Consider the following 24,396-nt stretch of genomic DNA (forward strand, 5'->3'; position numbering starts at 1 on the left):
CTATCTCGCCGATGTCCTCACCAGGATCGTCAATGGCCACCCGAACAGCCAGATCGACGACCTGCTGCCCTGGGCCTACATCCCGGCTCCCGAACTCAGGGCCGTGGCCTGAGAACAGCGCTTACGAAAGACTGTCACAGAGTATCGATGAGGCAGATTTCCGGGATGCCATGGCTGAGGCGGCCGGACGACTTGACCTAATCTCCTTTGCCTACCTCTCATTGCCAGCACGGCCTTCCGGCAAACCGAGGCTAATTTCGAACTATCCACCCCGCTGGACCAGACAGTATCTGGAAAATCAGTATGAGAAACTCGATCCTGTGGTCTTGCGTGCTCGAAATGGCGGCTGCCCGTTTCACTGGGGATCGAATTTGGGAGGGGATAAAATGTCGCCGGCTCAACAGCAGCTATTCGATGAGGCGGCTCAATTCAGCATCTGCTGCGGTTTGACGATCCCAATTGTCGATCTCCGCGGCCGCATCGCTGCGGTTACTTTTGCCGCCGATGAGCCTCGTCCAGTATTTCTTCGGGTCGCTGAGCGGTACGAACAAGCTCTTCAGCTGATGGCGGCCTGCTTTCATCGTTGCGTTCGCCGCAAACTGCCGAGCGATCGAACAGTGGATGGGATTTCGCTGACATCCCGCGAATATGAGTGCCTGCGGTGGGCAGCGCGGGGTAATTCAGCCTGGGTGACCGGCCGCATCTTGGGCATCAAGCCACGCACGATCGCTTTTCATTTGGACAATGCCAAGAAGAAGCTAGGCGTGCGAACCCAAAATCAGGCTATAGCCCTTTTGGGGTCCGAAGGGTCCTCAATTCTCTGAGAAGCTTTTTGATCTGCTTGTGCTCGGGCCATTCGATCGCGCGCTTTGTATCGGGCGTTGACTGGGTGCCGAGATCTTCTGTTCCGCCGGCTCGGTCAGGGCGATGCAGCCGTATTCTTCCAGTCCCCGCCGGTGATCTTAGTCTATCGGTGCTCGAGCGGGTGTTTCGTCGCTGACGAGCTAGTCGTGCCGTTATATAGTTTCCGAGGACGGCCCGCTTGCATACCTGCCTGCCGGTAATCTCTAACCGTTGACTTAGGGCGATGGCTATCGGTTATCCGGCTTAAAGCGAAGAGGTGGACCCTTCTGGGTCGAGCGCCGGCACGATATGGAGTGCTGCTCCGGGCTATTACCCGCGGAACCTTCTATCACGTCAGACGCTCGGACGAATTGCCAAAACCCGATTTCCTGGGAACTGAATTGTGCTCGCCACCGGGTCCATTTTGCCGGCGCGTCTGTGGTGCAGGTCCCGATCAGCCTGACCACTGGCTGCCACGGGAACTGCCTACTTGTATGACCGAGCACTGCGCATTTGTCAGCTGGCGAACAATTCCTTGTAGCCGCTCGTCACCATCCAGTTCGCACGGTCGAGATGACTACGAAGCGCCTTCCTGGCGCGCTCGGGTTCAAGTGCCGGATCAATGCCGAGGATCAGATGGGCCATTTCCTCTTCGGGCGCCTCATCGGCTGAGGCGTCCAGGAGCCTCATATAGGTGGTAAAGTGCGCCCTGTCGTAGGCGGTAAGACGGTCAGACCAAGGGACTTCGTCGAGCAGTGTTGAGCTTTGATTCCTATCTGTTCCCGTTGATCGATTCATGTCTGCCGCGAACCTCGCATGTTGATCGCTGGATTCAAGGCAGAATATCCCAAAATGGGATAATCCGAAACGGGGATTAGTCGCTGAGCCGGTCTCTACCTGACCGGTTCACCTAAATGCCAAAATCTCTTCGATCTCCCCGCCACCAGCGGTTTCTGGCCCAGTTGATCTCACTGCGCAAGGTCAAAGGGCTGACGCAGGCGCAGGTGGCTGAGATGCTTGGTCGTCCGCAATCTTTCGTGGCGAAATATGAGGGTGGAGAGCGGCGTCTCGATATCATTGAGTTTCTCGACGTAACTGCGGCTCTCGATGCTGATCCGTGTGAGATTCTGTTGAGCCTGCGGACGTAGTGGGCGCCCGCGCCCATCACCGCGCGTGCCGGGTGCCGGTGGGTCGATCCCCGCTTTTCTTGGCTCAGGGCGTCTCGACCATTCCGCTGCGCCTCCTAGCGCGTCGTTAGACTCTCGCAATTCTCTCTGTTGTGCCTTTCCCAGCAGGTGGCGCCGCATCCTTCTAGGCCCGCCGCGGCGTCCCGCAACCCTTAGCTAGCTGTGAGCTTTCAGTAGGTTGTCCATCCGGTCCTCCGGATGCGGTGCGGCTCAGACGGCGCGCCCGTTCCTGTCATGACTCGCCGCCGCACCGCTTCCTGGGAAGCAGCCATTGGCGAGCGGAGGACAAAACGATGAGACAGCGAAGCGCTGGGCCATCCGCGCCGACTGGAAGTCCTCGCGATCATCTTGGAGCGCATTCGCGCTGTGGTGATGCGTCGATGCATGGTGGTTGCGCGACTTCGTTGCTTGAAGCGAAGCGACCGCACCGCCCATTTCGTCAACTGGCGAACAAATCCTTGTAGCCGCTCGTCACCACCCAGTTTGCACGGTCGAGATGACTGCGAAGAACGTTCCGTGCGCGCTCCGGTTCGCGTGCCGGATCAATGCCGAGGATCACATGGGCCATTTCCTCTTCAGTGGCGTTGTCGGCTGAGGCGTCCAGGAGCCTCATATAGGTTGTAAAGTGGTCCTTGTCGTAGGCTGTAATGCGGTCCGACCAGGGGACCTCGTCGGCAAACGGCGTGTTCGATTTGGGGTGTAACATCGCTAATTCTATCTCCGGCCAATGGACCCGCGAAGCCCTTTGTCTGCTAAATGTGGATTACATATTATAGTTGATAAACTCAAGCCGCCTGATCCGCTGGCTTGCGTGCATGGATATGCGCAAGTTGGTCGGACGGAATGTGCAGAGGATCAGGCAAAGGAAGCGTCTGACGCAGGAGCAGCTTGCGGAGATTTCCGGGTTCAGTCAGCAGTACATCAGCGGCTTGGAGAAAGGCCGAAGAAATCCGACAATTATCACGATTTATGAACTGGCATTGGCCCTCGGCGTCAGCCACATGGATCTGGTTCGGCCCGACAAACAGGCCTGATACACCCGCCCTCCAAGTAGCTGGCGGCCTGATGGCGCGCGCCGGGTGCTCGTGAACCCACGCTTTTCTTAGGGCCCCCCGGCAGCCCCTGCCATTTGGCTCGCCCTGGCGCGGCGCACCCCATTGGACAGTCGGCCGCTGCGGTTTTTGTTAGCCTTTCCTGGGCCGTGGGGGTTGGTCGGCATTGCCTTTTAGCCCGCCGCGGCCTCCCGCAACCTTCGCTCTCGCTTCAGGTCCTTCTCTTGGTTACGGTCCTTCGGATGCGGTCCGCCTCTTTCAGCGGGCCTAATCGCTTTCTGCCGCCCACCCACGGGGACAGGCACGCGAGACTAGTATGGAGCGTTGCGGTTAGCGCACGAACAGCAAAGGAACTGAAAAACAGGCAACTGTCGCAGCATGGCTGAACCAGCCATCGTGTCGGCATCTAGGAGCCGCGTGTTCGCCTTGCGCTGACACGAAGCTCAGACATGACGTCCGGGAGACGATGCTGGCAAATAGTCTGGCTGAAGCATTCCACCCACAATACCAAAGCCCGTCCCGATCCAAAGCGCTTCTAAGCGCTCCATCTCAGGCGCAAGGCCGGTCGGCCAGTGCACCTTCTTGGTCCGCCGGAGGAGAACCCCGCCCGACATAGCTTCATGAGGTCTTGCGCTGCAGTGTCGACCGTAAAAAAGGGCGCGCGAGGCGCCCTTCATTTTAAACCGGCAGTCGGGAAGCAGACTTCACTCTGATATTCAAAAGCGGTAGGTGACACCTGCGCCTATCAGCCAGGGATCGAGCTCCGCCTTCCCCGTCAGCTTCGCGCCGGCCACCGTGACGTCGAAGTCCGGCTTCAGGAAAAGCTTCTTCACGTCGAAGTTGAGGCCCCAGTGCTGGTCCACCATGTAGTCGAATCCGACCTGCAGCGCCGTGCCGAACGTGTTCTTCACCTTGAGAGCATCAGCGCTGCCAGTGTCCTGGTTGTAGAAGATCGTGTAGTTCACGCCGGCGCCGACATAAGGCTTGAACGCGCCGAGATCGGTAAAATGGTACTGCAACGTGAGCGTCGGCGGCAGCAGCCAAACTTTGCCGATGTTGCCCAACCCTCCGATCGTCCCTTGGCCCGCGATGTTGGCATAGGTGGTACCGAGTATGAGTTCGGCGGCGATGTTGTCGGTGAAGAAATACGAGATATCGAGTTCCGGCGTCACCGTGTCCGAATAGGAAAGACCGGAGCCGGGAAGCGTATCAACGTAGCCCAGATCTTTCGTAACGACGCCCAACCCCCGCAGGCGGACCTGCCAAGGGCTTGGCGCTTCGGTGACCGAGGCTCCCGTCTCCGCCAGGACGGTCTCTGCTTGCGCAGGCTCCGCGGCGACGGCCTGCTGTCCCACCATGATTAGGGCCACCGCCGCTGCTATTGCCCGCGCTACGCCCATTCGCGTTCTCGCCATGATATTCACTCCTTGATGTTCAGAAAGGATGCACTGCACTATTTCGTCTCCTGCTCGAATGAATTGTTGATGGAGCTCAAACGCTCCTCTTGCGTTGCAACGCGTTCCGCCATCTCCGGAAGGTGATCGTTGAAGCCGATTGCGCTGCGGAGAAAATTGGTGCCTAGACTGATGAATGCGGCTTGCTCCCGATTGTCCTTGCCGTAGCCGTGCCCGCCTGCGCTGGCCTCGTAGAAGTAAGCGGGATAGCCAAGAGCCTGCAGTTTTGCGGCCATCTTGCGCGCATGGCCCGGATGGACGCGGTCGTCGCGTTTCGTGGTGGCGATCAGGATAGGCGGATAGGGCTGTCCCGGCGCCGCGGCGTGATAGGCGGAGATTTCCTTCAGGAAAGCCCAATCGTGAGCCTTGTCCGGATCGCCATATTCGTCGATCCAGCTCGCGCCCGCCAAGAGCTTGGTGTAGCGACGCATGTCGATAAGCGGAACTGTGCAGAACAGAGCCCCGAAATGCTCAGGATAGCGGGTCAGCATGTTTGCGATCAGCAGGCCGCCATTTGAGCCGCCCTCAGCGGCAATCCGCCTCGGCAGGGTGATGCCCCTTCGCACGAGGTCGGCGGCAACGGCGGCGAAATCGTCATGGGCGAGACGCTTGCCCTCCCTGCGCCCGGCATCGTGCCAGCGGGTGCCGAACTCGCCGCCGCCGCGGATGTTCGCCTCCACACACGTGCCGCCGCGCTCGAGCCACAGCTTGCCCAGCGGGGAGTTGTAGTAGGGCAGGAGTGATGTGCCGAACCCGCCATAAGCGGAAAGGTGAACCGGAGCATCTCCGTTCCCGTTCGCCGGACCAACCTGCGTGTAGGGGATCAGCTCATGATCGATAGAGACTGCCTCGTGGCGCGTGACCACCAGTCCGGATGCATCGAAATTCTCCGGGCTGCGCTTCAGGATTGCTGAAGCGCTGAGAGACGGCGCGGCATTGAGATCGAATAGCAAGAGCTGCGGCGGCGTGATCGGATCCTGAGCACAGACCAGGACCTCTCCATTGGTCTCGTGAACTGCCGCATCGAATGACCAGACGTGGACAGTCCCTTCGGCGGGCAGGGTGTCCAGGACTCGGCGCGTCCATTCCTGGTGGCCGGGAGTGAACATCTCGAAACGCGGTACGAGATTGACGAGGTAAGAGATAATGAGCTTCTCGTCATTCCAGAAGAATGACTGCAGAGAGCGCCTTTCCCCTGGTTGAAACAGGGTCTCAAAACGGCGTCCGCCTGCGAGGAAAGAGGAAAGCGAGATGACGATCAGCGCGTCGGCGGGATGGGTGGTGCCTCCCACCGTCCAGGGCTTGCGCGGCCTTACCGCCAGCCAGTCGCCGAAGACCCGCCACGACGCGTCGCGAGGAAGATCGATCTGCGTCCTCGGCCCGCTCCTGTCGCCGATCCAACTGATCTTCTCGTAGAAGGCCCGTTTCTCAATGAACCAAAGGCGCTCGCTGCGGCCGGTGCGGTCCGAATGACCAGACACCTCGAGGCTCTCGAACCCGGCCTCGAAGATTACCGGCGTGGTGAGGGGATCCGCGTCACGCTTCCACAGTCGCACGGTGCGCGCATAGCCGGAGCGGGTGGCCATGCCATTACCAAGCGCACTGGAAAGCAGAAGCGTGTCAGGGTCCAGCCAACTAACGTACCCTTTGGCCTCGGGGAGATTGAAACCGTCGGCGACAGAGCTCAGAGAGATCAGGTCGAATTCGCGATGCACGACCGCGTCGCTGCCGCCGCGCGACAGGCGCAGAACGGCTCTTTCCCGTCTCTCCGGCTCGACGGACGCGCCGTCCCAGATCCAATCCTCTCCGTCGCTAGCCGCTAGAGCATCTAGATCGAGCAGTAGCTCCCATTGGGGATCCGCCTTCATGTAGGCGGCAAGGGTGGTCCGGCGCCACAGTCCGCGTGGATTTCCGGCATCTCGCCAATAATTGTAGAGGTACTGACCACGGCGCGCGATCAGGGGAAGGTTGTCGCGATTGTCGAAAATGGCTGTCAGAGCCGCCCGGTCGCGCTCGAACTGCGTTCCACCGAAGTGCTTCAGGGTCTTTGCCGACTGGCCGGCGGCCCAGGCAAGTGCCCGCTCGCCCTCTACATCTTCAAGCCAGAGATAGGGATCGTCGTCGGGAGCATCCAGCGTTGGACGGACATCAAATGCGTTCATGTCCGGACAGCCTTCAGAAAGAAGGGATAGAGGCTTCCGTCGGCTCGGGAACGCTCAGTGTTGGTAGCGGCGCCCACATGTTCGAAAAGCGTGATCATTGATGAGTTCTTCCAGTCGGTGCGGCATCGCAGGGCTTTTGCGCATAGGATCGCAACCGTCGTGCCAACTGGGAAAATCGTTTCGGAACAATGCGATCGCTCTGGAAGCGTTGTGTCACATGTCCGACATCGTCGAGAATCCGACAACGAGTGCTCCTCCTAATCACCGGATCAACCTCCGGCGCCAGTCGGTGACACCGTGCAGAACTCGAGCAGTGAAGCTCATTGGTGAACTTGGTTGACGCCCAACATCTTCGCTCTGGAGCGCTTCACGCACACGGATTCATGGCAGACACCATGAGGCGATCGATGCGGTTAGCGACCAAGCTGGCTGCGCCTGTGGGTTTCAGCCGCCAGCTGGAAGCAGCGGAGTTCTGAGGAGAAGGATGGGGCACCGCTTGGGCGACCTGATGGTTGCCCAAGCCCTGCCGCAATCTGGCCTGCACCGTCCCCTTGATTGCATTCCTTGAAGTCTGTCGATCAAGCCAGGAAGCTGCATTCGGGCGAACGCATGGGGCTGGTCCCCATGGCAACTTGGGCTGATGTGGGGCCGTCCGATATGCGATACGAGGGTCTAGGATAGGGGGAGCTCGGGCTCGGCGTAGTATCTCAGCGAGACGGCTAATGGTCGACGATGTCTTCCTGACGCCACGCATTGGTATGCCGCAGCAACAGGGGCAGTGCGGGCGCAAGTCTGGTTGTGAAATCGGCTGCTACAGGGGCAAGCCGCGCTCCATCTCCATACCGTCCGCAAAGAAAGCGCGGCGCGAGCATCACCAAAGAGAAGCGCCTCGCCCGTTCGTTTGCGGTCCACTGACCAGTCGGCTTCACCTGTACAACTATACAGGCTGGCATAGCGTGAAACTTGGCCTCCAATGGCGGAAATTTCCCCCAGGAGACCTCAGATGACTAAGCTTATAGCGCCCGGGCTACGACAACCTGCCCACAACCAGCGTCGAAGCCACCGCCACGCCACTGAGTCTTCAGGGAACGTCCTGAACGGAACCCAGGAGCCGGTCACTCCTATCAAAGCGACTCCCTTCGCGTGCTCAGGCCGCGCTTGCTGTCGCTGCGCGGGATCGACAGCCTGGTCTCTATTTACGCGCGCCTTCTGCCCTGGACAGTGCCAACGACACATGCTTCGACGAAATGGCGTCATCGAGGTCTGGTGGCTTCGGCGCCGGTGCTTTGCCAAATGGCATGATGTTTCGACGTCCGTGGGGGCGGGCAAGGGGGCACAGTCGTGCCTGCAGTTCTCGTGACTGGCGCGGTCGAGGCTGATTGGCGGGATGAAAGATCATACGACTACACCACTGGTATGACGCCGCGCGAAAGGGCATGGGAGTTTTTGCGCCGCAAGCCAGCCTTCCAGCGTGATGTGACCGCTGCATGCCAGCAGGCCAATAGCTGGTCTTACCGACCCTTGCTTGACGTGGTCGCGTCGGCCGGCGACCTGTTACGCTGGGGTGTTCTGTTCGCCGAGTCTTATGGGCGAAATTCGATCGTTTTCTGGTCTCCGCTCTGGTGCGTCCATGTGTTGCCAGTCATTGCAGAACATCTGCCAGCATCGTCGGAGACAACGCCGTACGAACTCTTGGCATTGCCATGTCGTGCGACGGTCCTGCTGGCGCCCGGCAAGGGCCAACATGTTCTTCTTCGCAATGCCGAGCATACGCTCCAGCTCGCCGTCTCTGGCGCGGATATCTTGCACCCTGTCTGTCTCCGAACCGAGGCGATCTGGCCCGCGAAGCTTTTGAGGCACCGCCTAAGGGCGCTCGAGTGGCTCAATGCTCTAAGTGTGGGTCAACGTCTGCCTGCCCGCTTGTTTCCGCGGGAAAAACGCGGTCCCCGTCTAAACTTCGTTCTTCGTGCGCTCGACGGATCGCTTGCCGGGGCCTCACATCGCGAGCTCGCCGAAGCGCTGATTGGTCAACGCCGCGTCGATGACGAATGAAGGGATCCTCGCGACCATCTGCGCGACCGCATTCACCGCGCCGTCTCTCGTGGCCGCGCCCTTATGAATGGCGGATACAGAGATTTCCTTCTTTGCAAAGTAACAGTCCGCCCTGTGCGTCAGCCGTCGAACAGTTCGGAACTAGTACTTGGTCGCATCAGCTCGCCAGGTCGACACGGCTGCGAAGCGTCCTGCGGGTGCGCTCTGGTTCAGGCGTCGGTCGATGCCGACGCACGTTCGGCATTGTCCGATAGCCGACAATGTCGAGTACGCAACGTAAGGGAAGCTGACTGTCGGGCGTTTTAAATGCTTTTTGCCTTGGCACGGTACATGCACGCTTCCGAAAAATGAGCGGACTGAGTGGTTCCCACTGTGCGAGAATCATTGACTTACGCCACCTCCCAAGGCGTACCCGGCCCGGCAGCGAGCTCAGTCTCCTGCCGGGCATGCCTTTTCGGAAGCACTCCCGTTCAGAACTTCAGACTGAGCGGGCAATGTCAGGCTGAAGAGGATTGCGTCGATGGTATATGAAGGCCGTTTCGAGGGCTCTCCGATGGCACCTGGCCGCAGCGCGAAGGGGGAGCGTTCCTGTGCGGAGCCGCCCGTCGGCTCCAATCGAGAGGCTGTATTCGGAGGTCGCTTGAGTGCCCGATCTGCGAACCATGGCCGCTGAAAAAAGCGCGGCCGCTTCGCCGCGACCGGTCCAGCGCTCGCAAGAATCCAGCACCAAAAGGCTTTGCGTCCGATCACCCTAACCCTTGATGGAGTATGCGAACTCCATACGTGCGCACCTTCGAAAAGGGAAACCGCGAGCTCTACGGGGGATCGAGCGCATGGGTTGCGGCTTGCCAAACAGGTCATCAGAGCCCTCGACCAGAAACCGCTTGAGCCGATCGTCGCAGCGATGCTGGCGGATGGTCACAAGGCTGCGCTTTCGGCAATGGCCGTGTTGGACCCTGAAGGCGTTCAGCCGCGACCCGATCGGGGCGCTCCGGTTGCAGGATTTTATCGCCTCCGGGCCGCCCAGCCCGCAAATTTGGCACGCCTTACACCTACGTCACGACCAAGACCTTCCTGTTGCACTTCGGCCTCGACACACCTGCGGGATTTGCCCGATTTCGAGGCGCTTGAGGTTGCCGCGCTGCTCAGCAAGGAGAAGCTGCTGGCGGGCGATATTCCCGTCGGGCTGGTGAGTGGTGGAGGAGGTGAGGAGCGACACTCCATCGCCAGGACGGGGATAGCGCAGCAGATACATGGAAGTAATCGCTTGATATGAGCGGTTGAGAGTCGAATCAGCGAACTATTCAATCACTATCGATAAGGGGGGATTATCGATAGTTAGCTTTGCCGCGGAAGATATCGCCTGTGACGGAAGTTAATGCCCAGATAGATTCCGTTTCGCGAATCGGATACAAAGGAATCAATGGCTTATGAATTCGCCGATCTGCCCCTGAAGACCCTGATCGGGCCGCTCGCCCGCGCCGAAGACCTTGTCGGTTTTACTTCCCGATTTCAATTGAAGCGCTAAGGTGAAAATCCTGCTCTCCCGGAGCACCATGAGGCAGCCCCGACCGGGGGAGGGGAGAGCGCTTTCAGAGCCCTGACGCCTTGGTGAGGTTGGATTTCGGCCGAGGCATGGCCGAGTTGCTTCTGGACGTAGCGCTCCTCGATGTCGGCCCAAGAGGCAAGGCCGGCGCGCAGCGAGTGCCCTGAGAACAGCAGCGCGCGCTCCCCTTCCGGAAGATCGGAGCGGACCCCGGCGGCGAGCGCGTCTGCCTGACCGGGCGAGCGACGTGCTTGTCGCAGAGCCGCTCGACATCGACGGTCTTTTGAAGATGCGCCCGAAGAGCGGTCCTCTCGCGATGCCGCCGAAGCGGATTCAGCGCAGTCCGAATTCATGATGGCTGGTGGATCTGGGAGCCCGCGTACCGGCCGCCGTTTCCATTGGTGCAGCCAGTCGTGCGGGCCAAGCGGTGGCTCATTCGTCGCCTGCGAGACCGTCGAAGGCCTCGATCAGCGCATCGACGATCGCCTGGCCGAGCGCCTGTGCTGTCTCACCGATTTGGGCTTCGTTTCCATTGCGGGCCGCGGTGGCGAGTTCCGAACCCTGATCCATCAGGATCGCATTGGACCTATCGATCGCCCATTGCGCGAAATCGTTGCGGCTGTCGATGATCCTGGTTTCCATGGATGCGCGCTCCCGCGTTTACGATTTGTTGGCCAATTCGGGCTAGGGTCAGGGCGCGCGATGGGTATTGCGTTCGCGCCACAAACTCCTCGATTCTTGCAGCATCAGGCCTCGCCGGCAAGCCGCTCCGCCTCGCGTAGGTAGGGAGCCTGAGGCCGTGCCCTGTCGTCCTAGGACGAGCTTCCGACAAGCAGACTCCCGCTGCTACGCACTGAGTAGCGGCAGGGCAGGGGACTTATGGTTCCTACAGCCCGCTCGCCTTGGTGAGATTGGTCCGGAACCGATCGCGCTGGCGCTGATATTTGCGGGTCATCTCGGCCGAGGCGTGGCCGAGCTGCTTCTGTACGTAGCGTTCCTCGATGTCCGCGGAGGAGGCAAGGCCGGCGCGCAGCGAATGCCCTGAGAACAGCAGCGCACGCTCCGCTTCCGGAAGATCGGAGCGGACGCCGGCGGCGAGCGCCGTCTGCTTGACCAGGCGGGCGACATGCTTGTCGGAAAGGCGTTCGACGTCGACGGTCTTGTTGTCTTTGAAGATGCGCCGGAACAGCGGACCGCGCGCGATCCTTCCGAGCCTGATCCAGGTTTCCAGCGCGACAACCGGGCAAGAAAAATCGCTGGAGCCGCGGCCGACCTCGACCTCACGCCAACCGGTCTTGCCGCGCAGCGTCACCAGCACGCCCTTGTCGGCAAAAATCTCGATCCAGCCGGCGCCGTCGCTCTTGTGGTCGCGCACGACGTCGAGGCCGACGATTTCCGAGCGCCGCAACCCGCCGGCAAAGCCTAGGAGCAAAATAGCGCGGTCGCGCAGCCCGCGCAGATCGTGCCCGAGCGTCGCGATCATTGCCTTGATGTCATCGCCGAGGACGGCCTCCTTCTGCCGCGGCGGCTTTGCGTGTTTTCTGCGGATACCGGCGAGCACGGTGGCAATATGGCGATCGGCACGGTCGAGAGAAAATCCGCGCTGGGTAAAATTCCAGGCCAGGCCGGAGAGGCGCCGCTCGATCGTTGCGACCGAAAGGGCGGGAATGCCGCGTTTCGGCTCGCCGGCGGCGGTGCCTGAGGCACAGGCGCTGATATAGAGGCCGATTGTTTGTACCTCTGGGGGCAAGGGCTCAAAACCGTTGCGGCGACACCAGGACGAATAATGCGAAAAGTCCTTGGTGTAGGCGTCTCGCGTGTTTTCGGAGCTGGCGGCCTTGGCGTAGTCTTTTGCCGTCTCGACGAGCGCTTCGAGATGCGCCGGCGACCGCGATGGGCGTCCCATCTCCATGACTAGATCGACGATGTCGGGCAGACCTGCGAATTCGCCGGGCGGGCCGTTGTCGCGACGCCGGGCGGCTTGCGGGTCTTGATGGGACTCCGCGCCATCTGGTTTCAGTAGCTTGTCCATGGCTCAATTGTGCGATTGAATCAGAAGAGTCGAGTCGGCGCCAGCTTGCAGCCAAACAGCGAGGCTGTCCATTGCATCGGCATCTCACGCACCCGCAGGCTTAGGCCCATATCCGTACACGCCAGCGCGACAGCGACCTGCCCGAAGGGAACCTCGGTGATCAAGAAAGCGATCAAGAAATCAACGCAAATCGCCGCTGATCCCTATCGCAAGGCCAGGTTTCGTGAGATGGCCCGCGACATCGTGGCCAAGGACCGCCATGACCGGAAATACGGCATGGCCGTCGACACGGCGGGCGCCATCGCCCGGGCGCTGGAAAAGGCCTATCGCCAAGGCTTTGAGGACAACCGGTGGGCCGGCCGTCGCAAAGCCAAGAGCCGGCGGCGCAGGACGGTCCGCTCGATTGGGCGCTCATCCCGCCGCGTCCGCGAAACGCCTTCTGGAGCATCTGTCTGTTCACCTTGGGGCATGGCGAGTCGCCATCGGAAATGGGCTATCTCGCGGCGGCCACGACCGAGCGCGGAACGCCGGGATGGCGCCTTGTCGTGCCCGGGCTTTCCTACCATGACAAGTCGATCGGCGAAAAGACCATCATTGCGCTCGTCCGTCTGGGCTTGATCGAGCCGGCGCTGGATGAGCCCCACTGTCTGGTCGTTTCAACGCGCGGCGCGCAAACGTGGTGGCTGTTCCACGCGCGCGGTGGCCGATATCCCGAGGATCTGACTGACGTGTAGACCCTCTAGCGGTACGGGACCGGCTGTCGGCCAACCGGTGTTCGGCGGCGGCACCACAGCGTTTGCAATCCATAGCACCTGGTGCTATACAAAACCATGACGCAGCGGACGTTCAAGCCGGCCTGGTTCGCCAAGGCGGCGCGCAAGGCGCGAATCAGCGACGTGGCACTGTGCAAGGCGATTGCGCAGGTGGCGTTGGGACAAGCCGAAGATCTTGGCGGTGGCGTGTTCAAGAAGCGTCTGAACGACAACCGGCACCGATCGATCATCCTGGCCAAATCCGGTCGGTTCTGGGTCTACGAGTATCTGTTCGCCAAGCAGGACAGGGCCAACATTGATGACGACGAACTCGCCCAGTTCCGCAGCCTGGCCAAGGCTTATGCTGGGCTGACGGAGATTTTTTGGAGATATGCACATGAGCAGGGCTAGAAAATACAAGTCCGACGCCTTCGAGGCGATCCACAGCTCGGCGAGCGCGCTCTACAAGGTCGGGGCGATCGACAAGGCGACGATGCGCAGCTTCGACGAGAGCTGCCTGACGGTGCCGCCGGCGATCGAGCCCGACGCGATCAAGGCGCTGCGGGAGAAGAACCATGTCAGCCAGCCGGTGTTTGCGCGCTATCTGAACACATCCGAATCGACGGTGCAAAAGTGGGAGACTGGCGCCAAGCGGCCGAGTGGCATGGCGCTGAAGCTGCTGTTTGTGGTCGACAAGCACGGGCTGCAGGTGCTGCGCTAGCGGCGCTTCGGTTACGTCCGATAAGGCAAGCTTCTCGAACAGGAACGACCGACGGCGTTAATCAACGATCCGCTTTTTGGGACAAGGGCGAGTTTCGCGGACGTCATCGCGCGAAAGGTCGAGATGCACCTGGAGAACCACCATTCGAAGCACAGGGATGATCTCCTTGCACTCCTGGAGCATTCCGCCTCAATCTCGGCCGAAATGAGTCTGGACCAATTGGTTGGTAGCATCTCCGCGCTAGACCTCGCGAAATACGTCAATACCAACCTTCGTGGCAGCACGCGATAGATGTCAGCCCCCAATCTCCCGGGAATTCCCGAACACCGTGGCAAACGTAGAAGTGGACATGGAAGAAGCTCGACCTGGTCCACCGATCTGCCGACCGGCAAAAGGAGCCGCTGACTTGCTGTCGGTGAAGAAGGAAGCTAGGATCTTGCCTGCCTTCCTGCGTCCCACGCTGCTGCGGCCGACCCATGCCCTCTCGAGGCCCTCCAGCGCCACTCAGTCGGCGAGCGCGCCGTCGAACCTTGCGCATGGACCGCCTAGGTCACGGAGTCGACCTGGTGCTGCAGCCTTGCCAACGACGAGGAACCTGCCTTGTCCTCCGGTTTGATCCCGGTGTAGTAGTTCGTCAGCTTCTCAATTGTTGAAGCTTCCCCTATGATCACCAAACACCCGCGCGCCGTGGCAAGAGGGTTGCTCGGTGAGTTCGTCGTTTCCATGTAACAAGCACGCAGTACGCACAGTCGAAAGTGCGGTTCAAGTTTATCGCTTCAATGGCTCGTGCACGCGAGCACGCGCGACGAAGACCGAGGTGGGATCCGGAAATAACCTCGGAACTGCCCGAATTGGCCTTGGTGGGGATTCAGACTTCCGCCATCTGCAGACACTGGCAAAGATATTCGCTCAGCAACACCAGAGGCGGCACGTGCATCGCCGACCCGGCCTGTGGCCAAGCCTCAGCCGAGGTAAACAATACCACCTCGTCCGCAGTCCGGGCGATCGGGCAGTCAACGCGGGTCGTAATGGCAATCGTGTATGCTCCGGTTTCGCGCGCAATAGCCAGAAAATCCTTGGTTTCCACAGTGTGGCCACGCGACGAAATGCCAATGGCGAGGCTCAACGAGCCAAGCCCTCGCGCGAGAGCGTGAGACACGGTGGCGGACCCCGAGCAATGTGCGGGGAAACCTAGGCAGATCAGTCGCATGGCCAGAATATCAGCGCAGACGGATGACGGCCCCGTGCCGAACAGTTCGACGCGTCGGGCCGCTCGGATGCGGTTGGCAAACCCACTAATTTGAAGGTCGTCAAAACCACGAGCGGACGCGGAAATTGAGTTTTGTAAAGCAGAACTGAGGATGGCGATCCGAGGAGCTGTGTCTACAGCTTCTGATGGCGCGCGTTCAGCCAGTTCGCCGCTCAACTTCCGCCGCTCAATTTCGCCGCTAAGCGCAATCTTAAACTCGCGAAATCCCGAGAGTCCCAAGGTTCGGCAAAATCTTACAATTGAAGCAGAACCGGTAGCGGTGTTGCGCGCAAGGTCGGCAATGGACAGCGCCAGAACAGCCTCGGGGTCTTGTGCAACATACAGAGCTATACGTGCGAGCGCATTCGGAGCCGTGTTAATTGCATCATAGATGATGTCTAGCAGCAATTTCTGTGTATGTCGGGGCTTCCGCATGTGTCTTAGTGTTCGTTCCAAGCTGGCAGTCGACCCGCGAAGGCCTAGCAAAGCCCTGCATATTCGAGTCTCGCTGACGGTTCACTGACGCAGATCATAGACAAGGTCGATATCGGATTCCGGCTGCCGCTCCGTTCGCGCCCATGTCTCGGCAGTCGGGGCAATGGACGCGAGGGCATGCGCTCGGCCGCTCGCGAGGCGGTCTTGCGAGTGGCCTCGTTTAACGACGTCTTCTGGCCCGATGCTGTCAATGGAGCTTACTTTACTGGCTGCGCATGCGCCGCGCAAACCGTGGTGTCCTCGTCGTCAGGGCAGTGGGGACGACTGCACGGCAACGCAAGCGGTGCCGTCTGGGAAAATATATTCATTAGTATATTGGCGACATAACCAATCTTACTTGCGTTCTTCTATGATTAGGTTCATCGTCCGATCGAAAACGGGGGCATGACAAGGTGACTACATCTCTAGGGAACGCCGACGTGGCGTTTGGTAAATAGCTCATCTCAGCAAGTTGGCCACGAGCTTGCCGATGCCACCCGTACTAGCGGTTCGTCTCGCGGCTAGCGCATGCGACGGGCTTTACTTCTCTGGTACGGCAACAGAGGGCGCGACTGCTTGGGGTCAAGCTGGTCAGGAACTTGTCCTGTCGCGCATTGGCTCCGGCTGTTTAAAAAAGCCGCTGCAACAGTGAGGAAACCACAATGTTTCACCCGCTTCCAGAAGAGCTGCGCGATATCGCGGGTCAACCCTTTCCACTTTATCCCTGCTCGAATGAATCTTGGTCAATCAAGCCGACGGCCGGCCGCTCAAGCTCGCGGGTTATGATATGTTCCATTCCGAAGGCGGGCACCCACCTATATGCCCGTCTGCTTGGACTGCTCGGGCTTGTACAGTCCGATGTGTTCTTTAATAAAGACTATCTTGGAGACTTCCGCTTTGTGGATGTCGAGCGAGCTCGCTTCACTCATTCCGAAAATATTCTATGGATACCGATCGAGATATCCTCGCGCTTTATTCAGCCCGGTCAGTTTGGCTATGGGCATCTACCGTGCGACATCGGCACTCGCCATTGTTTAGCGGATTTCAAGATCGTCTTTCTTTCGCGCGAAATGCGTGCGGCAATTGTGTCGCAGATGCGATATGTAGGTGACAGCGATTGGTGCCCGCCTGAGAGGGCTGAGATTACGTGGCGCAATGAGCCGGACGGACCTGACAAAATGCTGAAGTACTTCGATGAGATCGCGCCTTTCATTTTCAATGATCGCTGCCATCCAGTGGCACCGTGGGCGGATCAGGAGAATGTTCTTGGATTGAGCTATGAGCAGATCATAGGCGACCAAGGACGCGAAGTTCAGCTCGAGACCATTCGCAGAATTGTAGAGTTTTGCGAGATCGAGCGGCCGCCGCAGCCTGAGCTGATCTTAAACCAGCTAATCGGACAGCAGACCTTCACCCTGTCCAGCGGGCGAACTTCGTGGGAGGCTTGCTGGAATGCCGAGATCGAGGCGCGGTTTACCGCGCTGGGAGGGACGAGACTCAACGAGCGATTCGGATTTGGTTCGAGATAGATTTCAGGCTGTCGCAGAGCCCGGCGATGGCAGGTACGCTCGGAGCCGCTCGCCGGACGTTTATGCGAGCGATATTCTGGAAAGGCGCGCTGACCACTGCCCACCTGCCGCCCGCGCAATCACTTCCTGAAGTGCCGACATCGCGATTGGCGCGGGGCTTGCAAGGACCCTTGGTGCAACGTTCGACCGGAGCGCAGCGACGGGAGATGCCCGGGAGGGAGGAACCTGCCTCGATCCGGTTAGGAGACAAGAATTGTTGAATATAATCCCGCACACCGCAGCGCGAGTCCCGCGCGCCCTAAGCCCTCTTATCCCAGCTTTACGTGCAGGTGTTTGCTGCAGTCACGCTCAGCCATCGCACTCGGCCGCCTGAAGCCGCTCGGCGAACGGCGACCGCGGGGGCAGTTCGCACGCACACAGCGCCGCTCACGGATGGGTCGGCTGTTGGGCCCAGCCATCCCACCGCATCTCTTCGAATAGCACGAGCCCCTTGACCTCCCGTCATCCGCGAACAGCGGGTGAGGCATTAAAGCGGTGCCCCCTTTGACGTCAAAAGGCCAGCCGTTGCCGCCCTGCCGTTCACTGTTAATTGGAGCCTAACCATGCCTTACGCCAAAAGCCGGCCGTATCGCTCTTTCAGCCCTAGCCCTGCTTTTTTTCGGGCTGGCGACGCAATATGGTCCAGTTGCCAAAGACTACGTGCGCCAGCATGAAAACCATAGCCGGCTCGTCGCGTTTTGGCGGAAGCTCATTCCAGAGCGGCGCGACGCACTCTTAAACGACGCCGCTGCGCCAACTGCTGGCAACCCGAATGGCGACGTCCCTCTCGTCTTATTTTTGGACTACAACTGCCCGCGGTGCCGGGCGGAAGACCGTACAATCCAGCAAGCCCTCAAGCATGATCCCATGCTGAAGGTTGTCTACAAACATTGTCCGGGCAAGAGACCGGGTTCCAAATTTGCCGCACTGGCGGCGCTCGCCTCCAGCAAACAGGGAAAATATGAGGCGTTCCATCACGCCCTTATGGCTGCTCGCGGCCAGCTCAGCCAATTCGACATCTTGACTATCGCACGACACGTTGGCCTCGAGGTTGAGCAGCTCAAGCGGGACATGGAAGACCGCGCCATCGAAAACGTCCTCGAGCGCAATTGCGCGCTCGCCAAGGAGCTGTACATCAACGTCACGCCGGCGTTGGTTCTCGGCGACGAAGTGATTTCAGGTGTGCTCAAGATTCACACGCTGGAACGCTTCATCGCCACAGAGCGGGAAGAAGCTAAGCGTCGTGCCGGATCACAACTTCGGCATTTTGACAGCGTGGCGGCCGGTGCGATCCCGTTCTTTGGCCACGAGTGCCGCTTCTCGCGCCGGGCCAAATCTCTTATATGGCCCGGCAACGCGGTGCTAGCGTGCAAAGTCCTGCATTCAGCTCGCTTTCCTCAACTTGGCCGAACGCGATCGCACAGCTCGGGATCTATTCAGCCGGTCCTGGTGTTTCCGTTCCGCCATCGGCGTCTTTCACCGAAGCCTCGCCAGAAGATAGGCGGGAGGCGCGCCGACGCCTGCTTCAGATCGCGGCCGGCGCGACGATGATCGTCATGGGCTCTCGCCCCCCTGGGGTGATCGTACAAGTCCCGATTGTCAGAAGAATCTGTTGACGTGGACGCCTCGGCGCCAAGCTCGCGCCACCTGTCGACAGCGCGGCCCTTGGCGTGTTGGATAAAGCCGCAAAGCGGTTGCAAGAAATCCCGTTCGGATTGACGAAAATGACGGTGGCCGCACCCATGCACCTCGATCATGCCATTCAAGGCCGAGGCTCTGGTCGAGGTCACCTCATTGAGGATGACGGCGGCCGGAATTGCCTGGATCAAGCAGCCAACCGTGGTGCGCGACACCTCATTTATTGAATTGAGGGTGGCGCCGGTGTTCCGGCATTGAAGTCCTGATATCAATTGTGCGACAGGCTGCCTCATCGAACCGCTGGCGGAGGCAAGCGTGGGCTGCAGCACCAGATCACAGGCATGCCGCCAGCGAGGCCATCCCATGTGCTTAATGGCCATGCCGCCAAGATCGAATTCGCTACCCGCATGAAACCTTGGTGTGGTGGAGGTGTTGAGAGGCACCTGCGCTAGGCTGGCGAACGGTTAGAAGCGGGCAAAACCCGTAGCTCAGCTCATAGCCCGCCTAAACAAAGGCGGGCATCGTAGAAGGCCGCAGTCCTTCGGACTTAGGTCCAAAAGAGCGGCCCAGGTGATTTCGCAAGCCGGGCGGGGGTTTGCGCCGTTCGCATCAAGAGCTGTCCGCCCGGCCAATTCTGTCCCTCACATAAGCTGGCGGTCAGCCGCAAACGGTATACCAGCTGTCGAATCGGCCATTGTTTGGAGCCGCACACAGAGCGCCGTAACAAACCTTCTCACCCTTGAAGTAGGCCAGGAACTGCAGCAAATGCGATATTTCGTCCTGTTCATCTTGGTCCCGGATACGCTCCGGACCGCCCTGCGATTTCAATGCCATCTCGATCAACTCGATCGCCCGATCTTTGTTGCCGCTCTCGTGATAGTACAGGGCTGCCAAACGATAAGGCAGGAGCTTACGTTTGTCGCTTTCCGGGGGATTCAGTGCCAGGATGTGTTCGGACAGCTGTTTTCCCATCGCCAAGCGCTCAGCAGACGGAAAGTGCGAATGGTCAAGATTCGGAAAGAAGAGCTCGTCTAACGCCGCAACCATCCAATTCTCGGAGTTTCTGTTGATCGCGTCGCGAACGAATTGGCGCATGACGGGCAAGCCGACCTGCATGTCCTTCATTTTGTGAAGCAACAGATTCACATGAGAACGGCGGAAACCGAGGTTGTCCGGCATCAAGGCGATGCCTTCTTCGATCGCCGAGAGCGCCGTCTTCCAATCCTTTTTCTCCACCGCCGCCCGATATCTGTCCTTGATCGGCTTCTTCAGCGCTTGTTCGCGCGCTATGGGTTCGCCTTCCGCGATCCGCTCCGCATCGGCGGATTTTGCCTGATCGCTGGTGCGCCAGCTGCCGTTAAGCACCTTCGGCAAGACCTCATCGAGTTCCGTCGGTTCACCAATAAAGGCGATGCAGCCGTCTCGGTCGACCACGAAACTGGTGGGAATCCAGAAAGAAAAGCTGGGCTCCATCCAAAGCTTGTCCATTTCGCCTGTGGAGTCGAATGCGATCCGATAGTTCAGATTCGGGAACTTTTCCGTCAACCAAGCGTCCAACGTGCTTCGGGCCTCATCGGCCGTTGGAGCGCGTTCACTAGCCGCGACTCCTACGATCTCAACGCCGCTTTCCCTGTATTTCTCCTGCAGCTGCATCAGATGGGGCATCCCGTCCACACACGAACCGCACCAAGTTGCCCAAAATTCGACGATGTACACTTTGCCGGGCTCGAAGCTGGTGAGGGGCTCGCCACGCAGCCAGGTTTCCGCTTGAATCGAAGGAGCCGGGGACTCGATCTGCAACACCACGTTGTTCTCCAAAGCCGTTGTCAAAGGTTGTGAGATTTTCTGCACGAGCTTATTTCCCTCTCAGAGACGGCACACGGTTCAGGGGAGAGAACATCCTCGTCTGCTCCATTGCATACCGTCCTGCTGCAAGCGTTGCAAGGTCCATGCCAGCGGGCTCAGCGCGCAAGTGCATGAATATGCTTTGAAAAACCTCCGCAGTGCCCGGATGGCGGTTGGATTGAACCTGACAAGTTTCTGCCTTTGTCAGGTTTTGAACGCGCATTGCCCGTGTTTCGCGCCGCCAGAAAAGCGTGGCCCATCCGCACGATCCTGAAGCCCAAACCGTCGAACACGTGCGACACCGCCGCAATATGTCGTGCCATGCATCGATGCCAAGCGCCTCGGCGTTGAGCTCGCAGCACGCCAGAACATCATCGACGAGACGTTCAAGCTCGACCCGGGAACGGGAAAACGGCCCGAGGTTTGGCCTTGGTCGGGACGGCCGAACGGCAATATCGCCGAGAGGGAAAGACGCAGAAGAAGATCATCACACCCGGCGAGCCGAAAGTGTCGGCAAGCCATCGCAGAAGGCAGCAAACATGCAGGCCCAGACGTATCGCTGGGCGATCTGAGGGAGTGGCATACGTTGCGCGCCTGGTGCAGAAATTGCTCGCATCATGCCGAAGTAAGGTCGGCCGCGCTAATCCGCCGGTATGGCAAAGGCGCACTATTCAGCACGGTCGAGGGCACTTGGTTGCCCGGGAATTGACCGGCTCATCACTGGTCAGTGATAATGCCAGCCAGTTCATCTCGAACGCCATCCTCTCCTGCGCGGATCAGAACCGGTCGAATGGCATTCCATGCGCACGGCAAGCATCGCTATCGCCTGTGGCGCGCCGACTGCAACACCGCGCGGCCGCACTCCCAAATCGCCTGGCAGACACCGGCCAAGTTCGCCACCACCTTCAATCCGCGACGGTCGCTCGCGCTGCGCTATGCGAAAGGCTCCGCGCCAGCCCCCGTCGCTTCACCCGCCCAGCAGCGCACAACCCACGCCGGAAACGAACCCAAAACTGGAGAAACTCGGGGCGACGTCATTTAGATTCCACCCATGCAGAGGTACTTCATTTCGAGGTAGTCTTCGAGCCCGTGGCGGGAACCCTCCCGCCCGATGCCGGACTGCTTCATGCCGCCAAAGGGCGCCGCATCCGAAGACATACGCCCCGTATTGATGCCAATCATGCCATATTCCAATGCCTCGGCCACGCGCCAGACACGCCTCAGGTTCGAGGCATGGAAATAGGCGGCGAGCCCGTAAATCGTGTCGTTTGCCTCACAGACAACCTGATCCGCATCGTGGAAGCGGATGATCGGCGCCAACGGCCCGAAAGTCTCCTCTTGCGCAACCGCCATGATGCTGGAGATCTCGGTGAAGGCTGTGGGTTTGAAAAAGGTGCCATCCTTGCCGATACGTTTGGCCCCGCATCGATTATCCCACCCTTGGCAACGGCATCTGCGATGTGGGACTCGATCTCGGCCAAAGCATGCATGTCGATGAGTGGTCAGACGTCCACTCCCGGAGCGAAGCCGTCGCCAACCGATAAGTGCCGGACTTTCTCCACGAACTTCTCGACGAACTCATCGTGAACGCTCGATTGGACGTAAAGCCGGTTCGATGAAACGCAAGTCTGGCCGGCATTGCGGAACTTCGCCTGGATCGCGCCGTCAACGGCAGCGTCAATATCCGCGTCGTCGAAGACGATGAAGGGCGCATTGCCGCCGAGCTCGAGGCTGACCTTCTTGATCTGGTCCGAGCACTGGCGCATGAGCAGTCGGCCAACCTCAGTGGAGCCTGTATAGCTGATCTTTCGGACCTTGGCATTGGAGCAGAGTTCGCGGCCCCACGCGATCACCTTCGGACGCATAGACCAGGTTGACAACGCCGTCAGGAAAGCCGGCTTGCTGCGCGAGGGCAAATATTGCACCTGCCACGAGCGGCGTCTGTTCAGCAGGTTTGAGCACGATCGCGCAGCCCGCCGCCAGGGCCGGCGAGATCTTGCGCGCCACCATCGACGCTGGGAAATTCCATGGCGTAGTCGTGCCGACGACACCGATCTGCTGCTTTGATCACCATCATCCGACGGTCTGTAGACGGTGCGGAGATCGTCTCGCCATAGATGCGATTGGCTTCTTCGGCGTACCATTGCAGATACGCGGCCGCATGCGAAACCTCCGACTTGGCTTCGGCAAACGGCTTGCCCATTTCCGCAGTCAGAATCGCGGCGAGATCGCCTGCATGGTCGATGATCAGCTGATGCCATCGCCAAAGAATGTCGCTGCGCTCCCGGCGGTCAGCGCCGCCCATCCAGGCTGCGCGACATAGGCCTTGTCTACCGCAGCGCGTGTCTCCTCCACGCCCATATCGGACGTCCTGCCAGCACTTCGCCGCTCGACGGGTTGAGGACCACAAATGACCGCTCGCGAACTGACGTGCCAAGTGCCGGCAGGCGATGGACGGCGCCAAACAGGTCCGGGGATTTCAGTGGCGGATCATCGGCAGGCACAGGGGCAAACCGGGTTCCTCTCAAAGGCAGCTGATATGTATAATCGGCAGAGCCTCGGCGTGTACTCCGCACCTGCGGGTCCTTATAGGGCCTCGGCCATACGGCTGGTAGACCATCCACTCAACTTGAAAGGGAGAATTCTTGAACGCTTCTGGTCGATGGCTTGCGGTTCTCATCAGGTGCAAACTGAACAATGGACATCGGCTTCCCGACCGCGCGTACCGGCCATCGGTCCGAATAGCAGCAGTGCAGCCAAATGCCTTTTTTGAGCATCATCGGATTGAAATTGCTTTCAAAAGTCCTCGATCTTGCCGCCCCCCATCGCGAGCGCCACAAACGGGCGTGGAAAATCAAAAGGGACCACAGTCGAGAATCAGCACGGTGATGCCTTCTTTGCGACCGTAGGCACGCAGATCATCTGCCAGCTGGGCTCGGGACCGTGCAGGTCGCGCCCCAAAAAACGAGAAGGGGGGTCGTTGTGGTGGAAGAGGTCGGGGATTTTCGAAAGAGCGTCGTTTACGGCGGGTCGTCCCTGTAGAGCATTCCCCTCGAATGCGACCGCCTTCAAAGGAGGACTTGCCATCGACGCCACGCTGATAACCGCTGCTGGCAAGCTGGAACTCAATACCGGTTAATTGCACTGAGGGCGGCGGCAACCACCCCTCGAAAACTTTTTGCCCGGGGGCTTAAGCTCGGAAAGAGTGTTCCTTATCATATTGTGTTCAAAGTAAATGGACGTGGTGCGTTTCGTGGGTTGAATCACATAAAGTAGTCTGTGTTAACGTCTGCCAAACCACGTTCCCTTGCCGGTTCCATGTTGGGGCTAGATGGTTTATTTCGACCAGGGTTGCCACATGTTTTTTGACGGTGTTCCGGTTTGCACCGGTCAGGTTGACGATCTCGCCAATGGTCATTCGCCCGCGCTCCTTGATGGCTTCAACTATTTGAAGGGAGAGTTCCGGAAGCGTACCGAGCACGAGACGCTCGCGCTCGATTTTCTTCTCAAGCCGCTGCTTTTGCTGCTGAAGAGCGCGCAGGAAATAAACAGCCCAGGGCTGCCAATTAGGCCTCGGACTGCGGATCGTTTTTTGAGTTTGCCGAAGCGCCAGATAGTAGCCCTCCTTGCTGTTCTCGATCACGCTTTCGAGCGAAGAGTAAGGCACATAAGCATAGCCACTGCGCATCAGCAGAAGCGTCGTCAGAACGCGATAGCCTTCCATTGCCGTCCTGGAATGGATGGATCTCCAAAAAGACCACCGTGAACATTGCCACGACGAGCAGAGATCTCGACCGCATCGACTGCGCCAGCCGACGCCC

General features: G+C 59.5%; 19 protein-coding genes and 6 pseudogenes. 13 read left to right on the forward strand and 12 right to left on the reverse strand.

Going from position 1 to position 24,396, the window contains the following annotated elements; genetic code table 11:
- Together EOA49_RS12535 and EOA49_RS12540 are read left to right on the forward strand one after the other, a co-directional pair.
- Positions 1–112, forward strand: a 112-nt coding sequence (locus EOA49_RS12535; RefSeq protein ID WP_135914190.1) for a transposase domain-containing protein, incomplete at its 5' end; no start/stop codon positions are given.
- Between the two features lie 19 nt (positions 113–131).
- On the forward strand, positions 132–824 hold the full coding sequence (locus tag EOA49_RS12540) for a LuxR family transcriptional regulator (RefSeq protein ID WP_281007613.1): 693 nt from the start codon (positions 132–134) through the stop codon (positions 822–824).
- Between the two features lie 535 nt (positions 825–1,359).
- Here the strand turns inward: EOA49_RS12540 and EOA49_RS12545 are convergent.
- On the reverse strand, positions 1,360–1,641 hold the full coding sequence (locus EOA49_RS12545) for a DUF2285 domain-containing protein (RefSeq protein ID WP_127239666.1): 282 nt from the start codon (positions 1,639–1,641) through the stop codon (positions 1,360–1,362).
- Between the two features lie 116 nt (positions 1,642–1,757).
- Between EOA49_RS12545 and EOA49_RS12550 the strand changes: the two genes are divergently transcribed.
- Positions 1,758–1,991, forward strand: a complete 234-nt coding sequence (locus tag EOA49_RS12550; RefSeq protein WP_091597910.1) for a helix-turn-helix transcriptional regulator — start codon at positions 1,758–1,760, stop codon at positions 1,989–1,991.
- A 478-nt stretch (positions 1,992–2,469) separates the two neighbouring features.
- Here the strand turns inward: EOA49_RS12550 and EOA49_RS12555 are convergent, their stop codons facing one another.
- Positions 2,470–2,736 carry a DUF2285 domain-containing protein gene (locus EOA49_RS12555; RefSeq protein ID WP_127239667.1) on the reverse strand — a complete coding sequence of 89 codons (267 nt, stop codon included), beginning with the start codon at positions 2,734–2,736 and terminating at the stop codon, positions 2,470–2,472.
- 109 nt (positions 2,737–2,845) lie between these two features.
- Between EOA49_RS12555 and EOA49_RS12560 the strand changes: the two genes are divergently transcribed.
- The gene (locus tag EOA49_RS12560) at positions 2,846–3,064 is read left to right on the forward strand and encodes a helix-turn-helix transcriptional regulator (protein WP_029354714.1); all 219 of its coding nucleotides are present in this window, start codon (positions 2,846–2,848) and stop codon (positions 3,062–3,064) included.
- A gap of 734 nt (positions 3,065–3,798) precedes the next feature.
- Here the strand turns inward: EOA49_RS12560 and EOA49_RS12565 are convergent.
- Both EOA49_RS12565 and EOA49_RS12570 read right to left on the reverse strand, forming a co-directional pair.
- Positions 3,799–4,497: an OmpW family protein gene (locus EOA49_RS12565; RefSeq protein WP_127239677.1), complete on the reverse strand. Its 699-nt coding sequence runs from the start codon at positions 4,495–4,497 to the stop codon at positions 3,799–3,801.
- A gap of 38 nt (positions 4,498–4,535) precedes the next feature.
- Positions 4,536–6,698, reverse strand: a complete 2,163-nt coding sequence (locus EOA49_RS12570; protein ID WP_127239668.1) for a prolyl oligopeptidase family serine peptidase — start codon at positions 6,696–6,698, stop codon at positions 4,536–4,538.
- A 1,416-nt stretch (positions 6,699–8,114) separates the two neighbouring features.
- Here EOA49_RS12570 and EOA49_RS33415 point away from each other — a divergent pair.
- Positions 8,115–9,056: pseudogene (locus EOA49_RS33415) on the forward strand (DUF2285 domain-containing protein).
- A 662-nt stretch (positions 9,057–9,718) separates the two neighbouring features.
- Positions 9,719–10,026, forward strand: a pseudogene (locus EOA49_RS33420) (hypothetical protein); the annotation flags it as partial.
- A gap of 347 nt (positions 10,027–10,373) precedes the next feature.
- Here the strand turns inward: EOA49_RS33420 and EOA49_RS33425 are convergent.
- The 3 genes and pseudogenes from EOA49_RS33425 to EOA49_RS12595 all read right to left on the reverse strand — a co-directional run.
- Positions 10,374–10,629: pseudogene (locus tag EOA49_RS33425) on the reverse strand (integrase); the annotation flags it as partial.
- Between the two features lie 99 nt (positions 10,630–10,728).
- On the reverse strand, positions 10,729–10,938 hold the full coding sequence (locus EOA49_RS12590; protein WP_065010175.1) for a hypothetical protein: 210 nt from the start codon (positions 10,936–10,938) through the stop codon (positions 10,729–10,731).
- Positions 10,939–11,182: 244 nt separating this feature from the next.
- Positions 11,183–12,208, reverse strand: coding sequence for a tyrosine-type recombinase/integrase (locus EOA49_RS12595; RefSeq protein ID WP_245460615.1), 1,026 nt, complete (start codon positions 12,206–12,208; stop codon positions 11,183–11,185).
- A gap of 470 nt (positions 12,209–12,678) precedes the next feature.
- Between EOA49_RS12595 and EOA49_RS12600 the strand changes: the two genes are divergently transcribed.
- The 3 genes from EOA49_RS12600 to EOA49_RS12610 all read left to right on the forward strand — a co-directional run bounded on the left by EOA49_RS12600 (position 12,679) and on the right by EOA49_RS12610 (position 13,801).
- Positions 12,679–13,062, forward strand: a complete 384-nt coding sequence (locus tag EOA49_RS12600) for a hypothetical protein (protein WP_206519863.1) — start codon at positions 12,679–12,681, stop codon at positions 13,060–13,062.
- A 96-nt stretch (positions 13,063–13,158) separates the two neighbouring features.
- Complete coding sequence (locus EOA49_RS12605; RefSeq protein WP_127239670.1) at positions 13,159–13,491, forward strand: type II toxin-antitoxin system RelE/ParE family toxin; 333 nt, start codon at positions 13,159–13,161, stop codon at positions 13,489–13,491.
- On the forward strand, positions 13,478–13,801 hold the full coding sequence (locus EOA49_RS12610; protein ID WP_095482552.1) for a DNA-binding transcriptional regulator: 324 nt from the start codon (positions 13,478–13,480) through the stop codon (positions 13,799–13,801). The genes EOA49_RS12605 and EOA49_RS12610 overlap by 14 nt, the downstream gene beginning before the upstream one ends.
- Before the next feature lie 868 nt (positions 13,802–14,669).
- Here the strand turns inward: EOA49_RS12610 and EOA49_RS12615 are convergent.
- Entirely contained in the window at positions 14,670–15,458 is a 789-nt protein-coding gene (locus EOA49_RS12615; RefSeq protein WP_164746656.1) for a MurR/RpiR family transcriptional regulator, read from the reverse strand.
- Positions 15,459–16,186: 728 nt separating this feature from the next.
- Here EOA49_RS12615 and EOA49_RS12620 point away from each other — a divergent pair.
- From EOA49_RS12620 to EOA49_RS32610, 3 genes are all read left to right on the forward strand, one after another.
- Complete coding sequence (locus EOA49_RS12620; protein ID WP_108722861.1) at positions 16,187–17,053, forward strand: sulfotransferase domain-containing protein; 867 nt, start codon at positions 16,187–16,189, stop codon at positions 17,051–17,053.
- Positions 17,054–17,752: 699 nt separating this feature from the next.
- Positions 17,753–18,643, forward strand: coding sequence for a DsbA family protein (locus EOA49_RS12625; RefSeq protein WP_245460609.1), 891 nt, complete (start codon positions 17,753–17,755; stop codon positions 18,641–18,643).
- 204 nt (positions 18,644–18,847) lie between these two features.
- A complete protein-coding gene (locus EOA49_RS32610; RefSeq protein ID WP_164746818.1) occupies positions 18,848–18,988 on the forward strand; it encodes a hypothetical protein in 141 nt (46 codons plus the stop codon).
- Positions 18,989–19,387: 399 nt separating this feature from the next.
- Here the strand turns inward: EOA49_RS32610 and EOA49_RS12635 are convergent, their stop codons facing one another.
- Positions 19,388–20,581, reverse strand: a complete 1,194-nt coding sequence (locus tag EOA49_RS12635) for a TlpA disulfide reductase family protein (protein ID WP_245460610.1) — start codon at positions 20,579–20,581, stop codon at positions 19,388–19,390.
- 714 nt (positions 20,582–21,295) lie between these two features.
- Here EOA49_RS12635 and EOA49_RS12645 point away from each other — a divergent pair.
- A pseudogene (locus tag EOA49_RS12645) lies at positions 21,296–21,617 on the forward strand (hypothetical protein); the annotation flags it as partial.
- On the opposite strand, the pseudogene EOA49_RS33960 reads toward EOA49_RS12645, so the two are convergent.
- From EOA49_RS33960 to EOA49_RS34100, 3 genes and pseudogenes are all read right to left on the reverse strand, one after another.
- Positions 21,614–23,087, reverse strand: a pseudogene (locus EOA49_RS33960) (NAD-dependent succinate-semialdehyde dehydrogenase). The pseudogenes EOA49_RS12645 and EOA49_RS33960 overlap by 4 nt on opposite strands.
- 714 nt (positions 23,088–23,801) lie before the next feature.
- Complete coding sequence (locus EOA49_RS12655; protein ID WP_245316494.1) at positions 23,802–24,299, reverse strand: helix-turn-helix domain-containing protein; 498 nt, start codon at positions 24,297–24,299, stop codon at positions 23,802–23,804.
- Between the two features lie 19 nt (positions 24,300–24,318).
- Positions 24,319–24,375 (reverse strand): annotated as a pseudogene (locus EOA49_RS34100) (hypothetical protein); the annotation flags it as partial.
- Positions 24,376–24,396 lie beyond the last annotated feature (21 nt).

Origin of the sequence: Mesorhizobium sp. M1A.F.Ca.IN.020.04.1.1, from assembly GCF_003997315.1 — a bacterium.
Taxonomy (GTDB): Bacteria; Pseudomonadota; Alphaproteobacteria; order Rhizobiales; family Rhizobiaceae; genus Mesorhizobium.